This is a genomic window from Streptomyces sp. NPDC048171, from assembly GCF_043202655.1.
In the GTDB taxonomy this organism is placed as follows: domain Bacteria; phylum Actinomycetota; class Actinomycetes; order Streptomycetales; family Streptomycetaceae; genus Streptomyces.
The window spans coordinates 1-18,418 of sequence record NZ_JBIDAU010000029.1 but is presented as its reverse complement, the minus strand read 5'-3'; the positions used below and the strand labels follow the sequence as shown (position 1 = coordinate 18,418).

Annotated in this window: 14 protein-coding genes and 1 pseudogene; 6 read left to right on the top strand and 9 right to left on the bottom strand. The window is 65.6% G+C overall.

Translation table 11 applies throughout. The annotated features are described in order from the left end of the window. Nucleotides 1-349: 349 nt before the first annotated feature. A complete protein-coding gene (locus tag ACGF3J_RS38455) occupies nt 350-1,120 on the bottom strand; it encodes a transposase family protein (RefSeq protein ID WP_393856096.1) in 771 nt (256 codons plus the stop codon). A gap of 244 nt (nt 1,121-1,364) precedes the next feature. Here ACGF3J_RS38455 and ACGF3J_RS38450 point away from each other — a divergent pair, with 244 nt between their 5' ends. The 3 genes from ACGF3J_RS38450 (at nt 1,365) to ACGF3J_RS38440 (ending at nt 3,483) form a co-directional block, all read left to right on the top strand. After that, nucleotides 1,365-1,604 (top strand): DUF6207 family protein, encoded by a 240-nt coding sequence (locus ACGF3J_RS38450; protein WP_393856095.1) that lies wholly within the window; start codon nt 1,365-1,367, stop codon nt 1,602-1,604. Between the two features lie 884 nt (nt 1,605-2,488). Next, nucleotides 2,489-2,842, top strand: a complete 354-nt coding sequence (locus ACGF3J_RS38445; RefSeq protein ID WP_393856094.1) for a hypothetical protein — start codon at nt 2,489-2,491, stop codon at nt 2,840-2,842. Between the two features lie 332 nt (nt 2,843-3,174). After that, the gene (locus ACGF3J_RS38440; protein ID WP_393856093.1) at nt 3,175-3,483 is read left to right on the top strand and encodes a hypothetical protein; all 309 of its coding nucleotides are present in this window, start codon (nt 3,175-3,177) and stop codon (nt 3,481-3,483) included. Between the two features lie 542 nt (nt 3,484-4,025). Here ACGF3J_RS38440 and ACGF3J_RS38435 read toward each other — a convergent pair. From ACGF3J_RS38435 to ACGF3J_RS38425, 3 genes are all read right to left on the bottom strand, one after another. Continuing rightward, nucleotides 4,026-4,616: a hypothetical protein gene (locus ACGF3J_RS38435; protein WP_393856092.1), complete on the bottom strand. Its 591-nt coding sequence runs from the start codon at nt 4,614-4,616 to the stop codon at nt 4,026-4,028. 252 nt (nt 4,617-4,868) lie between these two features. Beyond that, entirely contained in the window at nt 4,869-6,305 is a 1,437-nt protein-coding gene (locus tag ACGF3J_RS38430) for an SAV_2336 N-terminal domain-related protein (protein ID WP_393856091.1), read from the bottom strand. After that, nucleotides 6,302-7,705: a hypothetical protein gene (locus ACGF3J_RS38425; protein ID WP_393856090.1), complete on the bottom strand. Its 1,404-nt coding sequence runs from the start codon at nt 7,703-7,705 to the stop codon at nt 6,302-6,304. Before ACGF3J_RS38425 ends, ACGF3J_RS38430 begins: the two co-directional genes overlap by 4 nt. 244 nt (nt 7,706-7,949) lie before the next feature. Between ACGF3J_RS38425 and ACGF3J_RS38420 the strand changes: the two genes are divergently transcribed. After that, a complete protein-coding gene (locus ACGF3J_RS38420; protein WP_393856089.1) occupies nt 7,950-8,375 on the top strand; it encodes a hypothetical protein in 426 nt (141 codons plus the stop codon). 4 nt (nt 8,376-8,379) lie between these two features. Here the strand turns inward: ACGF3J_RS38420 and ACGF3J_RS38415 are convergent, their stop codons facing one another. The 4 genes and pseudogenes from ACGF3J_RS38415 to ACGF3J_RS38400 form a co-directional block, all read right to left on the bottom strand. Then, the gene (locus tag ACGF3J_RS38415; RefSeq protein WP_393856088.1) at nt 8,380-13,428 is read right to left on the bottom strand and encodes a hypothetical protein; all 5,049 of its coding nucleotides are present in this window, start codon (nt 13,426-13,428) and stop codon (nt 8,380-8,382) included. A 1,014-nt stretch (nt 13,429-14,442) separates the two neighbouring features. Beyond that, nucleotides 14,443-14,568 (bottom strand): hypothetical protein, encoded by a 126-nt coding sequence (locus ACGF3J_RS38410; protein ID WP_393856087.1) that lies wholly within the window; start codon nt 14,566-14,568, stop codon nt 14,443-14,445. A gap of 130 nt (nt 14,569-14,698) precedes the next feature. Beyond that, a complete protein-coding gene (locus ACGF3J_RS38405) occupies nt 14,699-15,169 on the bottom strand; it encodes an excalibur calcium-binding domain-containing protein (RefSeq protein WP_393856086.1) in 471 nt (156 codons plus the stop codon). 260 nt (nt 15,170-15,429) lie between these two features. Then, a pseudogene (locus ACGF3J_RS38400) lies at nt 15,430-15,800 on the bottom strand (helicase); the annotation flags it as partial. 105 nt (nt 15,801-15,905) lie between these two features. Here ACGF3J_RS38400 and ACGF3J_RS38395 point away from each other — a divergent pair. Both ACGF3J_RS38395 and ACGF3J_RS38390 read left to right on the top strand, forming a co-directional pair. Continuing rightward, nucleotides 15,906-16,493 carry an SMI1/KNR4 family protein gene (locus ACGF3J_RS38395; RefSeq protein ID WP_393856085.1) on the top strand — a complete coding sequence of 196 codons (588 nt, stop codon included), beginning with the start codon at nt 15,906-15,908 and terminating at the stop codon, nt 16,491-16,493. A gap of 283 nt (nt 16,494-16,776) precedes the next feature. Continuing rightward, entirely contained in the window at nt 16,777-17,415 is a 639-nt protein-coding gene (locus ACGF3J_RS38390; RefSeq protein WP_393856084.1) for an HAD-IA family hydrolase, read from the top strand. A gap of 290 nt (nt 17,416-17,705) precedes the next feature. Here the strand turns inward: ACGF3J_RS38390 and ACGF3J_RS38385 are convergent. Next, nucleotides 17,706-18,418 (bottom strand): hypothetical protein (locus ACGF3J_RS38385; RefSeq protein WP_393856083.1); only part of this gene is annotated, 713 nt, incomplete at its 5' end.

Here is an 18,418-nt window from a genome sequence, read left to right as displayed (position 1 = left end):
GCGGGGCCTGATGGGGCCGTTTACCGGACGCGGACGGCTTCGCTGGACGAAGCGGAGCTCGACAAGGTAGCCGATGACCTACGACAGTTTCTGGAACTGCTGGAGCGCTCCCTGACAAGGTTCAACGCCGACGGCGAGCCGGGATACCTGTAAGCACAGGCCCGACGACCATTTTGTTAGCCGTTGTTAGCCCGGTAAACGGGGCTATCCAAGACGACTCCGACGCCGTGATCACACCAGACACCACAAGATCATCTCAGCTGCGGCCAGCCGTTACGGGACAGCCTTTAAAGGGTGTTGCAGAAGGCCGTGATCAGGCAGGGCGGAGCGGGTGTCCGGGGCTGTGTGGTCATGCGGCGAGGGCGAGGTTGTGCATGCGGGCGACGGCCTGGACGGCGTGGTGGAGACCGTCGCCGCGTTGCCGGCAGTCACGGAGGATCTTGTAGTTCTTCATGCGGGAGAAGGTGTGCTCGACACGGGCGCGGACCTTGCGATGCTGCGCGTTGTCCTCCTCCTCGCCCTTAAGCAGCGGGCGCCCGGGGCGTTTGCGGTGCGGGACGATCAACCCGGTGTTGATGTAGGCCCCGTCGCCGAGGACCGTCACAGCTTCGCAGTGCGCGGCCAGGCCGGAGTCCCGCCAGGCCCTGGCATCCGACGTATTGCCGGGCACCGGACGTGCCGCGGCCACTACCAGGCGCGTCTCGGCGTCCACGATGACCTGCACGTTCGCCGAGAACCGGTAGTTGCGGGAGGACGCCCCGACCGTGCGGTCGCGGACCGGGACGAGGGTGCCGTCGACGATCCACAGCCGCTCGGCTGCACCGCTGGCGGCCCGGGCCGGCTCGATGGCGAGCAGCGGGCCGAGCCGCTGGATCACCCGGCACACCGTCGCCGGTGAGATGCCGAACAGTGGGGCGAGCTGCCGCATGGTGAGGTTCGTGCGGTAGTACACGGCCACCAGCAGCACCCGCTCGGCCAGCGGCAGCCGCCACGGACGACCCCAGCCGCACCCCTCACCACCACGCTCCCGCACCGCACGCAGCAGCCGGTCGAACTGATCGACCCGCAGTCCGGTGAACGTCTCCACCCACACCCGCTCGGCCCTCAACACCCCACCCATACACCGGATATGCCCTGATCGCGGCCTTCTGCAACACCCTTTAGCTTGCCTTTCTTACATCCGTCCCCTCGTGCTCACGGAACCCAGGAGGGCCCCGTGCCGATCCCGTTCGGTCCATCGACACTGCCGGACGGGAGCCAATGACCCGCCAGGGCCCTCGCCCGCGCGCGAGTCTGCCACCCGTCCGAGTGAACCGGCGGATCATGAGCGAACTGCGCCCCAGACGGGCGGCGTCATGCAGACTATGGAGATCAACGAGGTCCACGTTTCCGAGCCCGGGCTCGTCGTTGTGGACGTGGCCGCCGCCGACGACGCGACCGCCTTCGCCTTCCACGCCGTGCTGGCCTCAATGTGGGCCACCACCTCAGTTGAGCGCACCTTCCGCGCAGCCGGACAACCTGGCGTCCGGCTGCGCTGCTACCTCGACATCCGCCAGGGGCCCGCGACCAAACGACAACCCGTCACCCCCGAAACGCCGTGGTGACGAATCGGCGCCCTCCTCGGCGAGAAGGGCGCCTTGGAGGTGCGTCCTGTGACGCCCCCCAAGGCAGGTGCAGGGGCTGGCACGGCCGCTCTCCAGCAAGCAGAACGGCGTGCTCAGGCGCTCGCCAGACGCATGAAGTACACGACGGCATCGTGGCGTTGCCCGCTGTGCACTCCTCCAGCGGGGCGGGCGCGGCCCAGGCTCGACGGGCAGCGTCTCCGTGCGGACCTGGGCAAAGCCGCCTTCGTCGAAAGGCGTCGTCCACACCTGTCCCCTTGCCGCGGTGGGTCCAGGCGGCGTGCACTCCGACGGCGAGGCCATGCGCCTGCCGGACAGCGCCGATGCCCTCGCCACCGGCGCCGTCCAGGACCTGGAACGAGGAAGCCAAACTCGCGCCACTCTCGCGGCGCCGTTGCTGCCGATAGTCGGAGGATCGGCAAGTAGCCACATACCGGGAGATGGTGTGACAGCGTCTATGTCAGGGGCCACACGGGGGAGACGGCATGACGGACCACCTGGACAGGCGTAATCGACTTCGACTCGCCCGCAGGCGAACAGCGCCGAGCCAAGTTCATTCGCGCCACCGTGACGGTCGGTCGGCACCGGTGCAGGAAACGGAGGCTGGCAGGCGCGTTCCCTGGCTGCACGTCGGCACCGCGGCCGGTGCTGTCGCGGCCATCGGGAGTCTCGCCTTCACCGGCGTAGCCACGTACTACGGTGCTGTCGTATCGCAGCAGCAACTCGAACAATCGCAAGAGGAAAGCGAGAGTAGACTGCAAGGTCATGCGACTCGCGTAAATTACTGGGAGGGGGGCTCCTTCTGGGCAAATGCGAAGGACCGGTCAGTCCACCTTGTGAATCGCTCTCCCGATCCAGTCAGTAGCGTGCAGCTATATTTAAAGGCCTACTGGGCTGAGGGTAAGGTGCTGATTCTGGGGCTTCGGGAAATAAATCTGCCGCCGTGCAAGGAAATCGTCTTCGAGGCGAAGTCATTGTTCGCAGTTCTGGGGAAGGGGCAGAGGAAGGTTCAATTTTCCCAGATGGCTGACTGGAGTGCAGAGTTCCTAACCTTCACGGACAGGGCGGGCGAGAGTTGGGCGCGTGGCGCACAGTTCCTTGAGAAGGGGGGATATGAGCGAGTCATGAAAGCGCTTGATGGCGCGACGGTGGTCGGAGCTGCTATGTCCGACACTTCCCCGCGGGTGAATGATGTGGAGCCATGTGAGGCGGCATACTGAACTGAGTCCCACCGAGGTGCGATCGTGTCCCCGCCGCTCCGCAGGACTCTGAGCTGGGACAGACCGGTTCGCTCAGCAGTAGCGCGCACGCCGCTGACGGGCGGAAGGTCGACAAGGGGACCGGCTCAGTGCACCTCTCTGGGCACGCCGCAGATGTGGCACTTGCAAGGGTTCAACAGTGCCAGGCACGCAGCAGGGCGGCGACCCGTGCAGGGCCATCGTCGATGTGTCAGCACCGGTTGCGGGATGGAACAGTCGGTCAAAAATCCGGGGCAGATTCCCGGTCGCCGATGAGGTGACATCCGGCTCAGCGAGCTGCGATGCTGTGCGGCATGATCATGATCGCTCGCTCTTCGGCCGCAGACACATCCGACCCGACAGGGGTCCTGTTCCTCCTCATAGCCCTGGGGGCCGCAGGCGTCTACTTCGGAGGGAGGCTGGCGTTCAATCTGGGCGGTGCCGTTGACTCAATGCTGGAGCGAAGAAGGGCTGCTCTTGAGCTGAGAGCCCAGCGCACAGGCAATCTGAGCCTCGCAGAAACCGGAAGCCTCAGCCCCGGCTTCTTCAAGTTCGTGGGCAGCGTCTCTGCTGTGGCGGGCCTTGCCCTGCTGGCTCTGAGTCTGATCCTCGCGACCGACTGAGCCAGCACTGAGGTTGTGCGGAGGTCGTGGGCGACGGTCGCCCGGACCACCGCCACCCCGCTTCGCGTTGGGGCTATCCCCGGTTCGAGTCGTAGCCCCACCGGGCTCGGCCGTCTTTGCCCATGAAGCACTTAGCGGGACGCCCATCCTCGGCTCTGTCGAGAGAGCCGACCGGGGAGCAGGCGTATCCGAACTGGATGCCCACCTGGCCATCGGAATCTTGGCGGCCCGTGCTGCCGCTGGCGTCCTCCTCATCACCGGTCTCCGGGATGGCGGGGTCTTCCTCTGCCTCTGGAACGTCGGGTGGTGTCTCAGGCACCGATACCGCGGGGCGTGGCGAGGGCCCTGATTCTGGGTCGTCGTTGTCACAGCTGTGGACCAAGAAAGCAATGATGAGGCCGAATACGACCATGCCTATGAAGGTGTCCTTGGTCTCGCTGCCAAAGCTGGATCTACCCATGATGTCGTTCCCATGCTGTCAGCCGCAGGAGCGTGGCGCGAAGACTGCCGACTGATGATATGGCTCATTCTCCCGGCGGGAGTCATCCGAGGTGGCCCACTCGGCATGCCTGCATCAGAAACAGGCACTCGCACCGGTACGACCGTGGCCGTGGAGCAGGGACTGAACCCCCTGCACCGCTTCCTGGATCCGTTGCCGTCAGGGGCTGAACCATCGGCGTCACGGTTCGGCCGTGATGGTCAGCTGATGCGGCGATCGATCTCGTTCTGCACGCCGCCGACAGCGTGGACGGGGCGTCCCAGGAGTGTCCGAAGCGCAGCAGTTCGGTGGTGGTGACCGCGGCGTCGGTGTCGAACGCCTCGATCCGGATGAACCGCAACCCCTTGATGTAGCCGAGCAGCCCAGGACGTTCGGCGTCGCCGGCAGTCAGGGACCACACCGGCGCATACAGCTCCCCGAGTCCTCCGGAGGCCTGGACGTAGAACGCGGCGAGCGCCTTCGCCTTTGCCTCGGCCTCGGGGCTCGGTGCGCTGCCGAGGGCGGAGGCGAGCTCAGCGCGGGCCAGTTCGGCCCGCTTGGCGTACTCCGCTTGCGTTGACACGAGAAACGGACTCGATTTCCGTTCCCCACCACATGCCAGCAGTCCGGGATTCATCCCGGCTGCCTGCCTCATGATCCGGCGCTTTGGGCCAAGACCCTCGCTTGCCGCCCGGCGAGGGTGACTGAGCCCGTGTTCAGCTGAGCACGTTGTACGTGTTCCAGCCGCCGCCGATTCTTGTGCGGGCCGTGTAGGGAGCGGATGCACTGCCGGTGCCCTGGTACAAGCACAGGACGCCCGCACCGTCCCGGGCTACCAGGTCCGACCTGCCGTCACCGGTCAGATCACCGGGGCCGGAAGTGCTCCCGGAGACGGCACGACGCCGAGTCACGTGTCGGCGCCAGACGGATGGCGCGATGCGCCTGTGTTGAGCCGGTCGCGAAGGGCGTTGGCGACGCTTTGGTGTGCTGTGGTTGCTCCGGACAGGGCCGTAAGGAGGCAGCGCTCAATCTCAAGGTAGGGGGTGCTGTGCTCGGTCAGAGCAGGCAGGCCGTCCTCAGTGGGGGAGCGAAGACGTCGAGTGATGCCGCGAAGGGTTGGAGCATAGGGGGAAAGACGGTTTTCAAGCAGGGCAGTTGCGCGTTGCGTCTGGCTGGATTCGCCAAGAGCCAGCAGGCTTTGGCGTACACCGGGCAAGAAGTCAAAGGTGATTTTGCCGTAGGGATTGTCTACGCCGATGGAGGGTTCGAGGCTGACCAGGAGTCCGCTGGTCAGGACGGCGGAGAGGTCGCGGGCAGTGGCTGCGGGAGCGAGTTCGGCACTTATGAGCTGCATGACGTGGCGATTCAACGGTGCGGCTGCCAGGAGGATGGCCAGGTTGAATGCCTGCTCCGAGGCGCTGGCATGGAAGTCGGTGATGAGCTGGTCCGCACGCGGGGCGTCGTCTCTCGCTGGAGTGGGAGCAGGGACAATCGGGCTCGGTGTCACCGATGAACTGACGTTGAGCGCCTGTTGGTGGACCAGCGGGCCGGTCTCGAGAAGGCGGGTCCATTGCTCCAGCCAGCGCTTGCGGATCTCGAGTACGGGAATGAGAACACTGTCTCCGTTAGCCGTCTTAGTGGACGGAGGACGCTCGCCGGTCTCCAGTTCCTGGTTGGTGCACCATGGATGGGGAGCGCGGAGTTGGATGGGTTGCGGTCGGATGCCGGACAGTGCCCAGTGATGGTGAGGCAAGGCGTGGAGGATGGCTACGGTGTGTGAGGTTGCCCATTGGTGTAGCTCTTGATGGAGCAGGTGGCGATGCCAGGCCGCGCCGACTCCATCGGTGATGATCAGGGTGACCTTGGCGCGCCCCTCGGACAGGCGTGGTGCTTTGAGTGTCTCTGTGTCGGATGTGGAGAAGAGGTCGCTGTACTGCGTAGGCCTGCGGTTTTGCATCTTGATGACACGGACGCTGTGGAAGAGCGGCAGGTCGTATAGGCATGCGGCGATGGCGTTGACGGTCGGGTACCAGGCGGACATCGATGGGCTGGTGTCGACGATCAGAACTAGGTCGCAGTCGGTCACCTGAGTGGTGTCGGTAGGGCCCTGCGGGAGGTCGTAGACCGTGGGAGCGACAGGGGGAGGAGCTGTGCCGGCCAGTCGGGACAGTGGGCTGAGGGCAGAGGTGGCGGCCTCGACAGCGGCCACCGGGGAGCCGGTGGGCCAGTCACGAGGCGGCTCTCGGAAGACTGGTTCCTCGGACAGGCTGCTGCGCGACTCGTGATCCACTGCGGGCACTGGCGCGGCCGTGATGATCCACGGCTGGGTGTCGAACAGGGTCACTGAGTTACCACTTCATCCGGTGAGGTGAGGGCTTTGACGACGGGCAGGGGACGGTTCGGGTCGTCCCACAGCAAGGTCAAGTCGCTCACTGCATCGGTCTCCAGGCCCTTGCGCTTGTGTTGCAGCTCCCCCAGGCGGGCGGGGAGGTCGGCCAGTGATCCCTGTCCGACCAGCGCATCGACCCACTGGCGGAATGCGTGCGAGGAACAGTCGCTGCGGTGCCACAGGATCGCTGGGGCCCCGGAATGAATGCCTTTCAGGAGCTGCTCGAGGCCTTCCTCTTTATCCGGGGGAGCGTCTAGCACAAGCAGCTGCACCCTGGGCTGCGGGCCAGTGTGGCGCTGTCCTGGACAGGCGAGAGGAACCCCTGCCGGAGGCTGGCCGGCGATAAGCTGTTCCCATCGACGTTTCCAGTCGTCGTGGGAGGACGTAGCGGCCAGGCGGTCCAGGCTGCGCACCACCACGCGATAGTCGGCCTGCCAGATATCGTCTGGGCCGGGGCGGCACCATTGGGCGACGGGGAGGTTTGCCAACTGGGCTGGCAACCAGAACTCAACGGTGAGGGCCGGGGCTTGTCCGACGCGGGTCAACGCCTGCTGTAGGCGGTCGTGTACGTGGACACCAAGGTCACGGCGGGGCACGCGGGCATCGGCGTCCCGGGTAGGAGGCATGCCCTTGCCGAGGCTGTCCTCGTGCCACACGCGCAGGATGCAGTAATCGTCGTCGAGGCCATCTGGGAGCAGCACGAACATCACTCGGGCCTCGCGGTTCTCTCCGCGGAAGGTGGGGCGGTCCAGTACGCCACGCCTGCACTGCTGCAACTGTTCGTAGAGTCCTTGGCTGCGGGCGTGCCGATCTGTCCAGGCGTGGAGTTCGGTACGGGAGGGGTGCTGCCACACGGCGGCCAGGTGCTCGAGGAAGGCAAGGAACGGTGGTAGCCCGTCGGGCAGGGCGTTGCGTCGCAGGAGGTGCAGAACGACGCTCGGGGCGTCGGTGCAGTGCACAGGCAAATGAGCGGCTAAGGGGTGTAGACAGGCCTGGGCGAGCGCCCGTGCGTCAGGAACCTCTTCGCAGCTCAGTAGGGCCATTAGCGTGTTGAGTTCGTCTTCGCCGAGCCGGTTGCGAGCCTGCTGCCGGTCGGCGATCAACCGCAGCTGGGCCATGATCCTTTTGTCACCGGTTACGGTGCCCACTGCGTGCGCCAAAGCGTCGGTCGCCTGGGTCTCATCTACCTGGTCCAGGCAGCGTGCCACGATCCAGGCCAGGTGTTCCTCGACAAGCTGTGTGGCGGACTCGTCGGTGGAGAAGGTGCGGTTCAGGGCATGGGCCAGCATTCTGGCCAGGGCCCTGCGTGCCGGGGCCGGCCGAAGGGTGGGGGAGGTGCGCAGGACCTCGACCATGGCCCTCTCCACGACCTTGGGTGGTGCGGTCTCCCATTGGCTGCGCCAGGTCTGTGTGTCCTCAGAAACCCCCATGGCCCCTACCCCCCGAGCGTTGTCCAACGGCAGCGCTGCGCGGCAGCGTTGCCTGCTGGTATGACTGTCGGGTCTGTGGCCGGTGTCTGCCAAGACGCAAATTGGCTGATTTGTCTGCGTGAGGGGATTGTCCCAGCCAAGTGGGGCCGCTCTCGGGGACAATGGGTCCATGGGGGACGCGAATACGTGGGCGGCCTGGGCTGCTGCGGCCGCAAGTCTGGCGACACTGACGGTGACCACAGTGGTGGGCGGTCGGAGAGAGCAGCACCGCTGGGCTCGCGAGGCACTCACCGACGCCTTTGTGCGGTTCCTTGAGGCGAGTTGGGAGCACTCCGACGTGATGCGCCTGGAATCGGCCGCGGTCGGGGATCAGCATCAGCAGGCTGTGGCGCTGTATCGGGAGATGCGGACGCAGTTGACGCGTCTGCGTCTGCTGGCGTCTGCGAATGTGCTGACGGCTGGTGAGGACCTGTTGCGCCGCCAGCGTGCCGTCCACGAGTGCGTGCAGGGACCGGAGCGTCAGGCGGCGCTGGCTGAGGCTGCGGCCGGACGGCGTCTCGTCGTCGAGGTGGCAAAGAAGGAAATGGGTCTGTGATGCGTCAGATGACATAGCGCCCCAGTCTGTCCTCGATACCGATACGAAGCTCTGTCAGCAGTGCTCGTGTCTGCGGCGGCAATTGTTTCGAGTTCAGCTCGTCGGAGAGCGTGTGCGCCACCGTGGTGAAATACGTGTCTTTACTCGTCGATGTTCGAGGACCGGGAAGCCAGTAGGTGACGATGTTTCGGACTGCATCCGCGAGGATAGGGTCCTCGCGTGCGCACAGAGCACCCAAGAGGGGCGCCAGTTGACCCCAGTAGCCCAGGGCAATCAGCCGGGCACGCTCCATGCTGGGGTGCATATCGCCGGTATCGCGGCCCAGGGCCTCCAGCGGATCGGTGATCGTGGTGTCGTCCAGGTCGGGATCTTCCCTGGCTGCGAGCATGCCCAGGTATCCGACTGCCGTGACGGCGTGAGCGGCTAGCGTCACTTCGACCAGTCCGTGACGGCCGTGCGCGTGCCGGATGATGGTCTGGACGTTGTAGGAGTCGGTGGCAACTTGCTTGACGAAGGTCAGCTCCTCCGGCAGGCCGGCGCTGGCGGCCATGAGAACGAACTGATGGGCGCCCACTCCATCAGGTGTGGAGGGCTTCAAGTCCCGTAGCCGTGTACGCAGTGGCGGAGCCAGCGGAACCGGCTTGACGTACGGCGCGTCCAGCAGGACGTCGGCGCTGCCGAGCAGGGACAGGAGTGTGGGATCGGGGCCCTGTTGTCGTTCTGGAGCGAGGCCGTCGTGTTCACGGACGAAATCCTGGATCTCCGCCCGTGGGGGCAGCGCGCGTCGCCAGGTGGTGCACCACGGCCAGTGGAGTGCCTCCTGTGCCAGGTTCTGGCCGGCCAGTGCGTGCTGTACCCGCACGGCCAGCCGGCGGCCGGTTTCCTGATGGAGCGTCTCCGCGGCTGCGACGAATCCGGCGACCGCCTCGACCATCTCGGTATCCATGCCAGGAAGGAAGGGATCCAGTAGCTGTTCGAGCTCTTTGTGCTCCTCGGGCGGCAGACAGTGCACGAAGGCTGCGACCACCGATAGTGAATGCGCTGTGCCCTGCGCCGCCACCGTTCCCAGCAGCTCCAGGCTCACTACGTCATTGGCGGCAAGGATGAAGTGAGCGGCCATCGCCGTCACGCCCTCGTCTTCGAGGGTAAGGAGCCGCTTCCACTGCTCGCTGCCCAGCCCGACGGTTTCCAGGAGCCGATCGTCCAGCAGCGCAGCCATCTCGGCAGAGGCCGTTCCGCCACATGCACGGCGGGCTGTCACCGCCTCCTGCAGCATCAGCCCCCAGTTGGGATACGCGGCCAAGCCCGTGCGGAACCGGTATCGCAGCAGCGTTTCGACTTCGCCCGCGGCCGCCAGGTCGTGCAGTACCTCCAGCCGTTGCTGGTTAAGTAGCTCGGCTGTGTCGGTGTCTGCCGTTGCCAGCAAGCTCCGGTCCAGGTACGCCAGCTGAGCATGGCAGGCGTCGGCATACACACGACTGCGGGCCCGGTCAACGGCTACGCCGAGTTGGCGCAGGGTGTTCCACGCCTGGACGACGATCTCCCAGGGCTGGCCGTCGTCCACCCGGCTCCATGCGTAACCTGCCAGGTCCTCCAGGTGCGCAACTTCCACACTGCGAAGAGCGTGTACGACGACGCGTGTGTCGCCGATGACGCCTGTCGGCAGCAGTCTTGCGTCCAGGAGTTCGCGAATGACTTCGGACAGCCGCTGGGTTGCCCCCGGAACGGACCATTGGTGCATCATCACCAGGCCGTCCAGGGCCGCAAGCGCGGCCTCAGCCGCGCTGTGTGCTGAACGCGCCACTTTGACCAGCATGTGGACAGCGTCCGGAACTCCGTACTTGGCCAGCGCGTATGCCGACCCCTTCCAGGCGGGTACACCGCTGTAGGCCGAGCGCAGCACCTCACCCTGTCTGCGCAGGAACCTCTCATGGACCGCTTGTGTGCACTGCTGTGGAGCGGCCTGTAGCAGGAGCGCTCCGTACCAGGGGCTGGCGCGGACGCCGGCGCTGACTACTTCCAGGACTGTCCGCGGATGCGTGTGCTCGTCAGCTACCAGCAGCACGGCGGGCTCGCGCCATCCGTGCCGCAGGATCAGCTCGGTCACCCGATCGAGTTGGTCGATGCCGTACTGCTGCAGAGCGACGGCCGCGCAGTATGACTGCACCGGCGGAGAGCGGAAGCTGATCCGGTCAACAGACTCGATTACGACTCCGGTACTCAACAGAGTGGTCAGCAAGTCGGCGGGCGGCTGCTTCTCGGCTGGTGTCTCCGGCGCGGCTTGCTTCAGGACTGCCAGTGCCTCTGTCCGGTCCAGGGAGCCGGCTGAGCCGAGCTGCTCGGCCAGGCGCCCCAACAGTCGCAGGAGCTGTTCTGGAGCGAGACCGTCGGTGCCCTTCGCGTCCAGCAGGCCGTCCAAGTGCTTGCGGACCAGTTCTCCGTGATGGGCCGGGACACGCCCTGTCGTGGCGAAGTGGTCGACCAGCAGACGCAGGAATTGAGGCCGTCCTGCGAGGTCGCGCAGGGCAGCGGCCTGTGGGTCGGCGAACAGTCGGCTTTCAAGCTCGGACAGCTTGTGCTGCCAGTGTTTGCCGCTGTCGCGCAGCACCTCGCTGGCGTAGGTACGGGCTGCGTTCTCGCGGATCTTGTGGACCACGACTGCCGGCCATCTGAGGGTCTCAGGATGAAAGTCCCCTACGCGCTGACACACGAGGAGCCGTAGCGACCGCTGCTGGTTGTGGAGCCGTTTGATCCAGGTGAGGATCTTGCGCTGGTCCCGTACCGACACGAGGTGCAGGTCGTCGACGGTCAGGTGCACCGATCCCAGATCGATCAAGTAGCCCAGCTGCTGCGTGGACAGTGTTGGGCCCACATCAGCCAGCTGCAGCAGGAAGCTGGCGAGAGTGCGCTCCGAGCCCTCGCGGGGCAACAGAAATTCCATGATCTGCAGGGCGGTGGCCCGCAGTGGCAAGAGTTCCGGTGAGCTCTGCGCGTCAGGTTCTGCGGTCCCGCGTTTGCCCAACTCGCGCGCAATGCGCGTCTTGCCGCCACCCGGTTCGGCCAGTAGTACCACCGCGGCCGGTTCCCTCAGCAATTCCAGGCAGTCCCGAGCTTGTGATGTCAGAGCTCCTTGTCCCTGCTGCAGGTACGGCCGCCCGGGGGCCAGCTCACGACCCTCCAGGCTGATGTAGCGGTCATCACCGCGCCAGTCGCCGTCATCCGCCTGCCCATACCGTTGATAGAGCACGCTTCGGGCCTCACGCAAAGGCCCTTCGGATAATCGCTTGAGTACCGCAGTGCGCAGGTGAGGATCCTTCGCGCGTGGGACAGCCTCCTCCAGAAGTTGCTGGGTGAAGGCGTCCTCTGATTCCGCAGCGAGAAGGACCCTGACGAGTGCGTCTACGTCATGGTCCCACCAGCGTGAAGGGCCTGTGGGACAGGAGAGGAACTCCGAGGCGACGCCTGCGACCGCCGCCGACACCCGCACCCGCTCGGGAGCCTCAGGAACGGACCATTTGAAGGTGCGGCAGGCAGCCAAGAGTAGGTGTTCGAAGTACTGCCGCGGCCATCCATCGCGACAGGACTCCGGGACAACCGTCCATATCCCTGCTCTGACCTGCCACATGATCGACAGACAGCGTCCCAGAACGGAGTCATGTCCACCCAGCGCCTCCGCCAGCGATTCCGCTGCCTGCGCGAGTTGAGTGGGTGCCCAATGCGGCAGCAGCAACGTGAGCGCACCCAGCGCGCGCTGTAGGCGAACTGTCTGCTCCCACGACAAGCGCTCCGCCATGCAGTCCCGCAGTATGCACACTTCTAGCCAGGAAGTGTCAGTGAGAGTGAAATCTTCTGTATTGAAGGTCGCGAAATCAATCAGAAATGGAGTATCGCCCGACAGAATCACATTGCGCGGGTTGAGGTCTCCGTGCACGGCAGAGCGAAGCCGTAAGGTGGGATCGGCATCGAGCACCTCAAGCAACCCGGCGAGGGGATGGGCGACCGTCACCCCCTGCCAGCGGAGTGTCTCTTCGCCCTCGTCCACAGCGTCGGCGCCCTCGAAGTGATCCCGTAGCAAGCTGGACCACTGCAGCGCCCGCACCATCGTCACGCGCCCCTGCACTTCAACGCTACGACCAGCCCGAACCTTGCCGACCTGCTGCTTTGCTGCCCCCACCAGGACGACGCGAATGCGAGTGGAGCGGAAGTCACCGAGGACAGTTGTCCCCTCGACCGAGACATTCTCCAAGGTGAACGCGACGCGGTCATCGGGATGAAGGGAGCGTCTGGGGCCCGGCGGGGAGGTCGCGCTCCGCAGAACCTCAGATGATGAAGGCCGATGAAACACATCGTCGGGCGCCGGATTCCCGTCCACCAGGCAAACTGACCCGCCACTGGCCACGATCTTGTCGACGCGGACCTGAATGTCGACGCCTAAGCGGCCGTTCCCGCTCCCTAGGTCATCCTGCTGCTCAGATGCAGGGGTGTAGAGATTCTGCCTCAAGGAGGTCATCACGGTGCTCAGTGTTTGGCTGCAGTGAGCAACCTTCCGAGTGCCGTCCACAGTTTCGGTGACCACGTCCTCGAGCGAGCTCAGTTCACCCGCAGCGTGATCCCACGCGCTGACATGCCGGTAAACCACCGTACTGAACGGGGCCTCTGTGCCCCGTTCCTCTAGGACGGCTCTACTGACGGCAGTGATCGCCACATACAGATGGGAGTCGAAGGTCTCGCGGAGCGACTTGTAGGCCTTCCACTCCCTGTCTGCTTCGCTGTAGGACATGAGCTTGGCCACCTGCAGAGACGCGGGGCGGTTGACCCGAGTAACACTGACCTGCAACACCTGTGCACCGCCACGCCCACCGGAAAGCCGTCCATGCACTAGTACCGATGTCACATCAGCCGGCCATAGCCCTGCCAATCGGCACTGCTCCTCAGACACCTTCTTGTCGTCGCTGCGAGCTACCCCGAGTAGCGCATCTTTGACGTGATCACGTTCGTCGTCGTCCAGACCACACTTCGCGTCAAACGTGATTTTTGGCTGCTGCTGCCCCAACTTCGACCCCCCGGGCGGATAGCGAAAGCCTCTGCATCGCTACCTCACCGTCCATACACGATAACGGCACGTAGCGTAGCGGCAGTCTGAAGGCGCCGTAGGCAAAGTTCGATAATGCCGCTCCTTCGGGAGCCGCCCGGGCGCGGCGTGATCGTATCCGTCCCGCTGGAGGCGGCAGTCGCGGGTTCATACCGAGTTGTCCTACCGGGGACTTCGTACACGTAGTGTTTGGTCCGCTGGTGGTGCTGGTGATCCCGCACTCCGCCGCAAGCCGCTTGTGGATCACCACGACCTCCATCAAGACCTTCGCCCGCAGTATCGAGTGGGCCAAGGCGCGAACTCGGCACTCACCCTGGCCGGAACCCGCCCAGCGCTGCCATCCACCATGCCCACACGGCGGGCTGCCCGACGAAGGGCTACCACATCAGGGCGCTGCAGGTCTGGCCGCTCCTTCACCGGCATTGTGTCGCCCACCGGGCGGCCAGCCGTTGCTCTTGATGCAGGTGGAGACATCAGCCAGCGCGTCCTCGCGAAACTGAGAGGGGCTCCTAGGAGCCGGCACACAGAACGCGGGCATCCCCGAGCGGAACGGACATGCACGCCGTCAGGCTGCACCCACAGTTAGCGCGGAAGGGCTCAACTTGCCGCGACCGCAGCGGCCGCTCAAGTCCAGAGGCACCTCGGCGTACACCGACGGCCTCCTCAAGCAAGGGCGTGTCGCCCGAGTCGAGGGCGGCCTGTATAGAGACGCCTGATCGGCGTCGGCGAGGTACCTGCAGCGCGGCAGTTGACGATGTGGCCCGCAGGTCCTCCGCCGTCTGCCATCCTGATCGGCATGGCCCACCGCCCCTACCCGGTCACCGCCCGCTCCTGGCGGCAGATCATGCGCCGCTACCGCTACGCCCGCCCCCACATTCGCCCGCTAGCGCAGGCGGGCCCGTCGGTTCTTACCAGCTCTCCACCCGCCAGCACTCCGGCCGCGTGACCGGATGAGTGCGGCCCCGTAATCCGACATCAGTCCGCGTCCCACACGAGCATGCGGGACGCGGACCAAGGTGACACCTTCTCGGCGCCGCCGCCGAGCAACTGGAAGCGATCACCAACGAGGCAGACCTCCACGCCCCTAACGAGCTCGTGCACGGTAGGCGGGGTGCACGAGCTCGTTAGGCCGCGCCCCTGGTCGTCGTCTCCGTAGCCCCGACATCGGCGAGCCCCTGTCGGCAACACCCCCAGCCCTCCTCGCATCCCTTGTCGAGGAGGGCGCAGTCGCCTATCCCCAGTCGCAGCCGGTGCCGTCGCCGTCCCGGTCGAGGTGGCGGCCGTAACCGGGCTCGCCTGCGTGGACAGGCGCCGCTCCAGCGGCTCGGGCTGCCGCGCAGTTCTCGTAGTAGACGCTGCCACCGCCACCGCTGCTGTCGTCGTTGCTGTCGTTTCCGCCGCTGCTGTTGTCGTAGGCGGGTGCGGCAGTGACGGTTTCCGTGACTTCGACTTCGACTTCGACGGTCTCGGTGACGGTGGGAGCCGGCTCGGGTTCAGCGCTGGCGGTCTCTGTGGCGGTGACAGTAACGGTGGGTTGCGGCTTGGCGGAAACGGTCTTGGCGTCTTCCTTGGGCTGGCTGTCGCTGGCGCCGGCTCCGATACCGATGAAGAAGGCGATGGCGATGGCAGGCCCGACGTAGCGCTTCCTCGCCCACTTCGGGGCCGGTCGTTCTGCTGTCGGCGGCGCGTATGGATTGGTCACGATTCCCCCGAGGTGATTGTTGAACCGTTGACGGTAGCGGAATCATGGAGGAAATGTGAAGCTGCGGGAGAGGCGTCATTCGCTCGTGACGGTAGGCGTTCGACTTCAATCCGGCGTGGGCAGGTCCTGGGGCCAATGGTCACTTACGTGAAGTTGGTGGCACCGGCTGCCTCCGGCTCGTCTCGCCGTCGGTCGGCGCTGGTCCGGTCCTGGACTATCTCGCCGTTACCGGGCATGCGGCATCACGGGAGCGACAGGGGATAGTTGCCCGCAGCCTCGATGTCGCGCGGCCGGTGCTGGTGCTCGGGTTGAGGACGCGCAGGTTGATGAACGCGGCCAGCTGCGCCGGGTCGCGCGGGGTGGAGAACTTGAGCAGCTCCCGGGCTGCTGGTGGCGACAGCGCGCTTCGTTCGTCCACGCCCTCATCGTCCTCGCTGCCCGTGCGGCTCTGTACGCCGGTGACGCTGTTGCGGGCCCGCTGTTCTGCAAGCTGCTCGACGATTCGTGCGTCGTGGGCCCAAAGGGCGGTCAGCAGCTTCGCCAGTCCGCCGTGGGAGGTGAGCATGCTATCGACCGTCTCGCCGGGCCCGAGCAGGACGGGCACGACGAGGGAGGCGTCTCGGTCCTTACCGATCAAAGGGTGCTGGATCAGGTGCAATGTCCCGATGCGGCCCTGCGCGAAGCTGTGCTGGCAAGCCTTCGGCGAACGAGTGACGGGGACGAGAGAAGACGCACCATGGATCCCCGCATACCCCGCCTGCGCCGCAAGCTGGCCGCGATCCCGTTCCAACCACTGCGCAGCCACTCCTTCGGAGAAGAGCAACACAAGTTCATCCTCGGTCCCAAGCTGGCAGAAGCACGCGTCGCTGCGTTCGAGGCCGAGCACGACATCGCCCTGCCCGACGCCTACCGGCAGTTCCTCACGCACATCGGCGGCTCAGGCGCGGCGCCGTTTTACGGCCTCATGCCGCTGGAGCGGTGTTCCCTGCTGGTCATGAACCCGCGTGAGGAACCGGGGGCACCCCGCGGATTCGACGACGCAGAACCCGGGGGTCACGAACGCGACCTCTTCCTCCACGTCATCGAGATGGGCTGCACCGACGTCTGCGTCATCGCGGTGACCGGCCCCCTCACCGGCCGCGTCCTCATCGGCAACAGCGACGGGTTCTGGGGCCCCAACGTCTCCTCCGCCACCGACTTCCTCGACTGGTACGAACGCTGGCTCAACCACATGAGCGCCGGACGCGACAACCAGGCTCTCGAACTCACCTCACCCCAGCTTCGCGCCCATCCAAACCGCCATCGCATGGCCCCGAAGATCTGACTATCCGTAACCACCCCACGGAAAGTGAGCCAGAACCCTTCTTTCGGCAGCGTTTGTTAACGAGTTCTGACGGCATCGTCCGGTCGGGGGCTTCGCAGATCGTCACGAGTTTTGAAGGCACCTGCTGTCTGAGGCCAGTCGGGTCGGCGGGTTGCGACAGGGCTGTCACAAGCTTCGAAGATCGCTTGACCTTGCCCCAGAAGGAGGGACGACAGTGGCTCTGTCGATCACATGAGCGGGCGGTCTGTGCTCGCTGGTCAAGGACGAAAGAGGGGGAGTTCGAGTGACCGCGACCTGCGTCATCCTCGACATCGGCGGCGTGCTGGAGATCACGCCGGAAACCGGGTGGGTGCAACGGTGGGAAGAGCGGCTGGAACTGCCACTGGGCACTGTCCACGAGCGGATGCGCGACGTATGGCGGGCCGGGAGCCTCGGGAGCATCAGCGAGCGCGAGGTGCACGAGCAGGTGGCACTCCGGCTGGGTCTTGACGCCCCCCAGGTCGAAGCCTTCATGGCTGATCTCTGGGCGGAGTATCTGGGGACGCCGAACGAGGTCCTCATCGACCATGTGCGAGGGCTGCAGGGACGCTGCAGGCTGGGCATCCTGAGCAACAGCTTCGTCGGCGCGCGGGAGCGGGAGACGGCGCTGTATCACTTCGACGAACTGGTAGAGCACATCGTCTACTCCCACGAGATCGGCATCGAGAAGCCCGACCTGCGTGCCTTTGAGGCAGCATGCGCCAGCTTGAACGTGGGGCCGGAGAACTGCCTGTTCATCGACGACGTTGCAGTCAACGTCGAGGCTGCCCAGGCGGCGGGCATGCAAGCGCACCTGTTCGAGGACAACGCCCGGACCATCACGCGCATTGCAGCTCATTTGGACGCCGGGCCCTTGGTCCCAGAGCGTGTCTCGCTCGGGTGACGTCGGCCTGGCCGGCCTTCAGCGGTTGCCGGCCAGGCGTTGCAGTGCTTGATCAGCCCGCTTTCTTGCTCCGAAACGGGACGCGGCAGGCAGCGCCCGCACCCTAGTAGGCCTTGTCCGCCCAGCACTTGACGCCGTCAGCAGCGAGAGCGGCGGGAATGCCGTGGGTCCGGGCTGCGGTCAGGCCGCGCGTGGCTCCCAGCAGCGCGTCCGAGGCTCAGATCAAACGCCCGCCCAGATGATGTCGGCCGAACTCCCCGTCTCGCGCTGAGGGGGAGTTCCGCCACAATCTACGGGGCGAAGAATGGCTCTGCGTAGTTGTGATTGATGGCGTGCCAGCGTCGTTCGAAGTCAGTGGCGTGGTGGGCGATGTAGCGCGGGGTGAGGGGCTTATTGTGCTGGGCGGTGATTCCGCGGGTTGCGCATTGCTGAGCGATGATGTCGGGCGAGGGTACAGATTCCTTCTTCCTCTGCTCGGCCCACAGGCTGTAGAGGCGGAAGGGGAGAAGGTAGCGGCGTAGGTTGGCTGGGCTGACCGGCTTTCCTCCACGTCCGTGCATGCCGTGCGCTGACAGGTAGGCAGAGAGCTGCTCGGGCTTGGGTTCGGCGCCATGTTCGTTTTGGAATTGGAACCAGGCGAGGTAGTAGCGGTCGACCGTGGAGAGTCCGGCGGGCGGCTCAGGCTGGTTGTTGTCCTTGTCGGCTCCTCGGCCGTTGAGGTCGGCCGTCACGCGGGTACTGCGTCGCGCCTTGGCGGGGTGCGCTCCGGACCCGGTCCAGACGGACTTCCGGTATTCCGGTTCTGGTGTGAAAGCGTCCCCCGCAGATACGGGAACGGCGCAGCCGGCGGTCTGAGTAGCAGGCCGTCTTGGCGCAGCGGTTGTGCGTGCCCCGATTACATCGACGCTGTACGCGTCCTCGTCCGGCTCCGCCTGCGGGGTGCCGCCCCCCTCGCCCAGCTCACGGGTGCGGTGCGGCCCCACCGGAATGGGGAAACTGCCCG

Excerpts from the sequence above, each read along its gene's own strand:
- ACGF3J_RS38420 (WP_393856089.1), top strand. The coding sequence starts at position 7,950 with ATGGGGGACGCGAATACGTGGGCGGCCTGGGCTGCTGCGGCCGCAAGT.
- ACGF3J_RS38435 (WP_393856092.1), bottom strand. The coding sequence starts at position 4,616 with ATGAGGCAGGCAGCCGGGATGAATCCCGGACTGCTGGCATGTGGTGGG.
- ACGF3J_RS38425 (WP_393856090.1), bottom strand. The coding sequence starts at position 7,705 with ATGGTCGAGGTCCTGCGCACCTCCCCCACCCTTCGGCCGGCCCCGGCA.
- ACGF3J_RS38455 (WP_393856096.1), bottom strand. The coding sequence starts at position 1,120 with ATGGGTGGGGTGTTGAGGGCCGAGCGGGTGTGGGTGGAGACGTTCACC.
- ACGF3J_RS38450 (WP_393856095.1), top strand. The coding sequence starts at position 1,365 with ATGGAGATCAACGAGGTCCACGTTTCCGAGCCCGGGCTCGTCGTTGTG.
- ACGF3J_RS38395 (WP_393856085.1), top strand. The coding sequence starts at position 15,906 with ATGGATCCCCGCATACCCCGCCTGCGCCGCAAGCTGGCCGCGATCCCG.
- ACGF3J_RS38440 (WP_393856093.1), top strand. The coding sequence starts at position 3,175 with ATGATCATGATCGCTCGCTCTTCGGCCGCAGACACATCCGACCCGACA.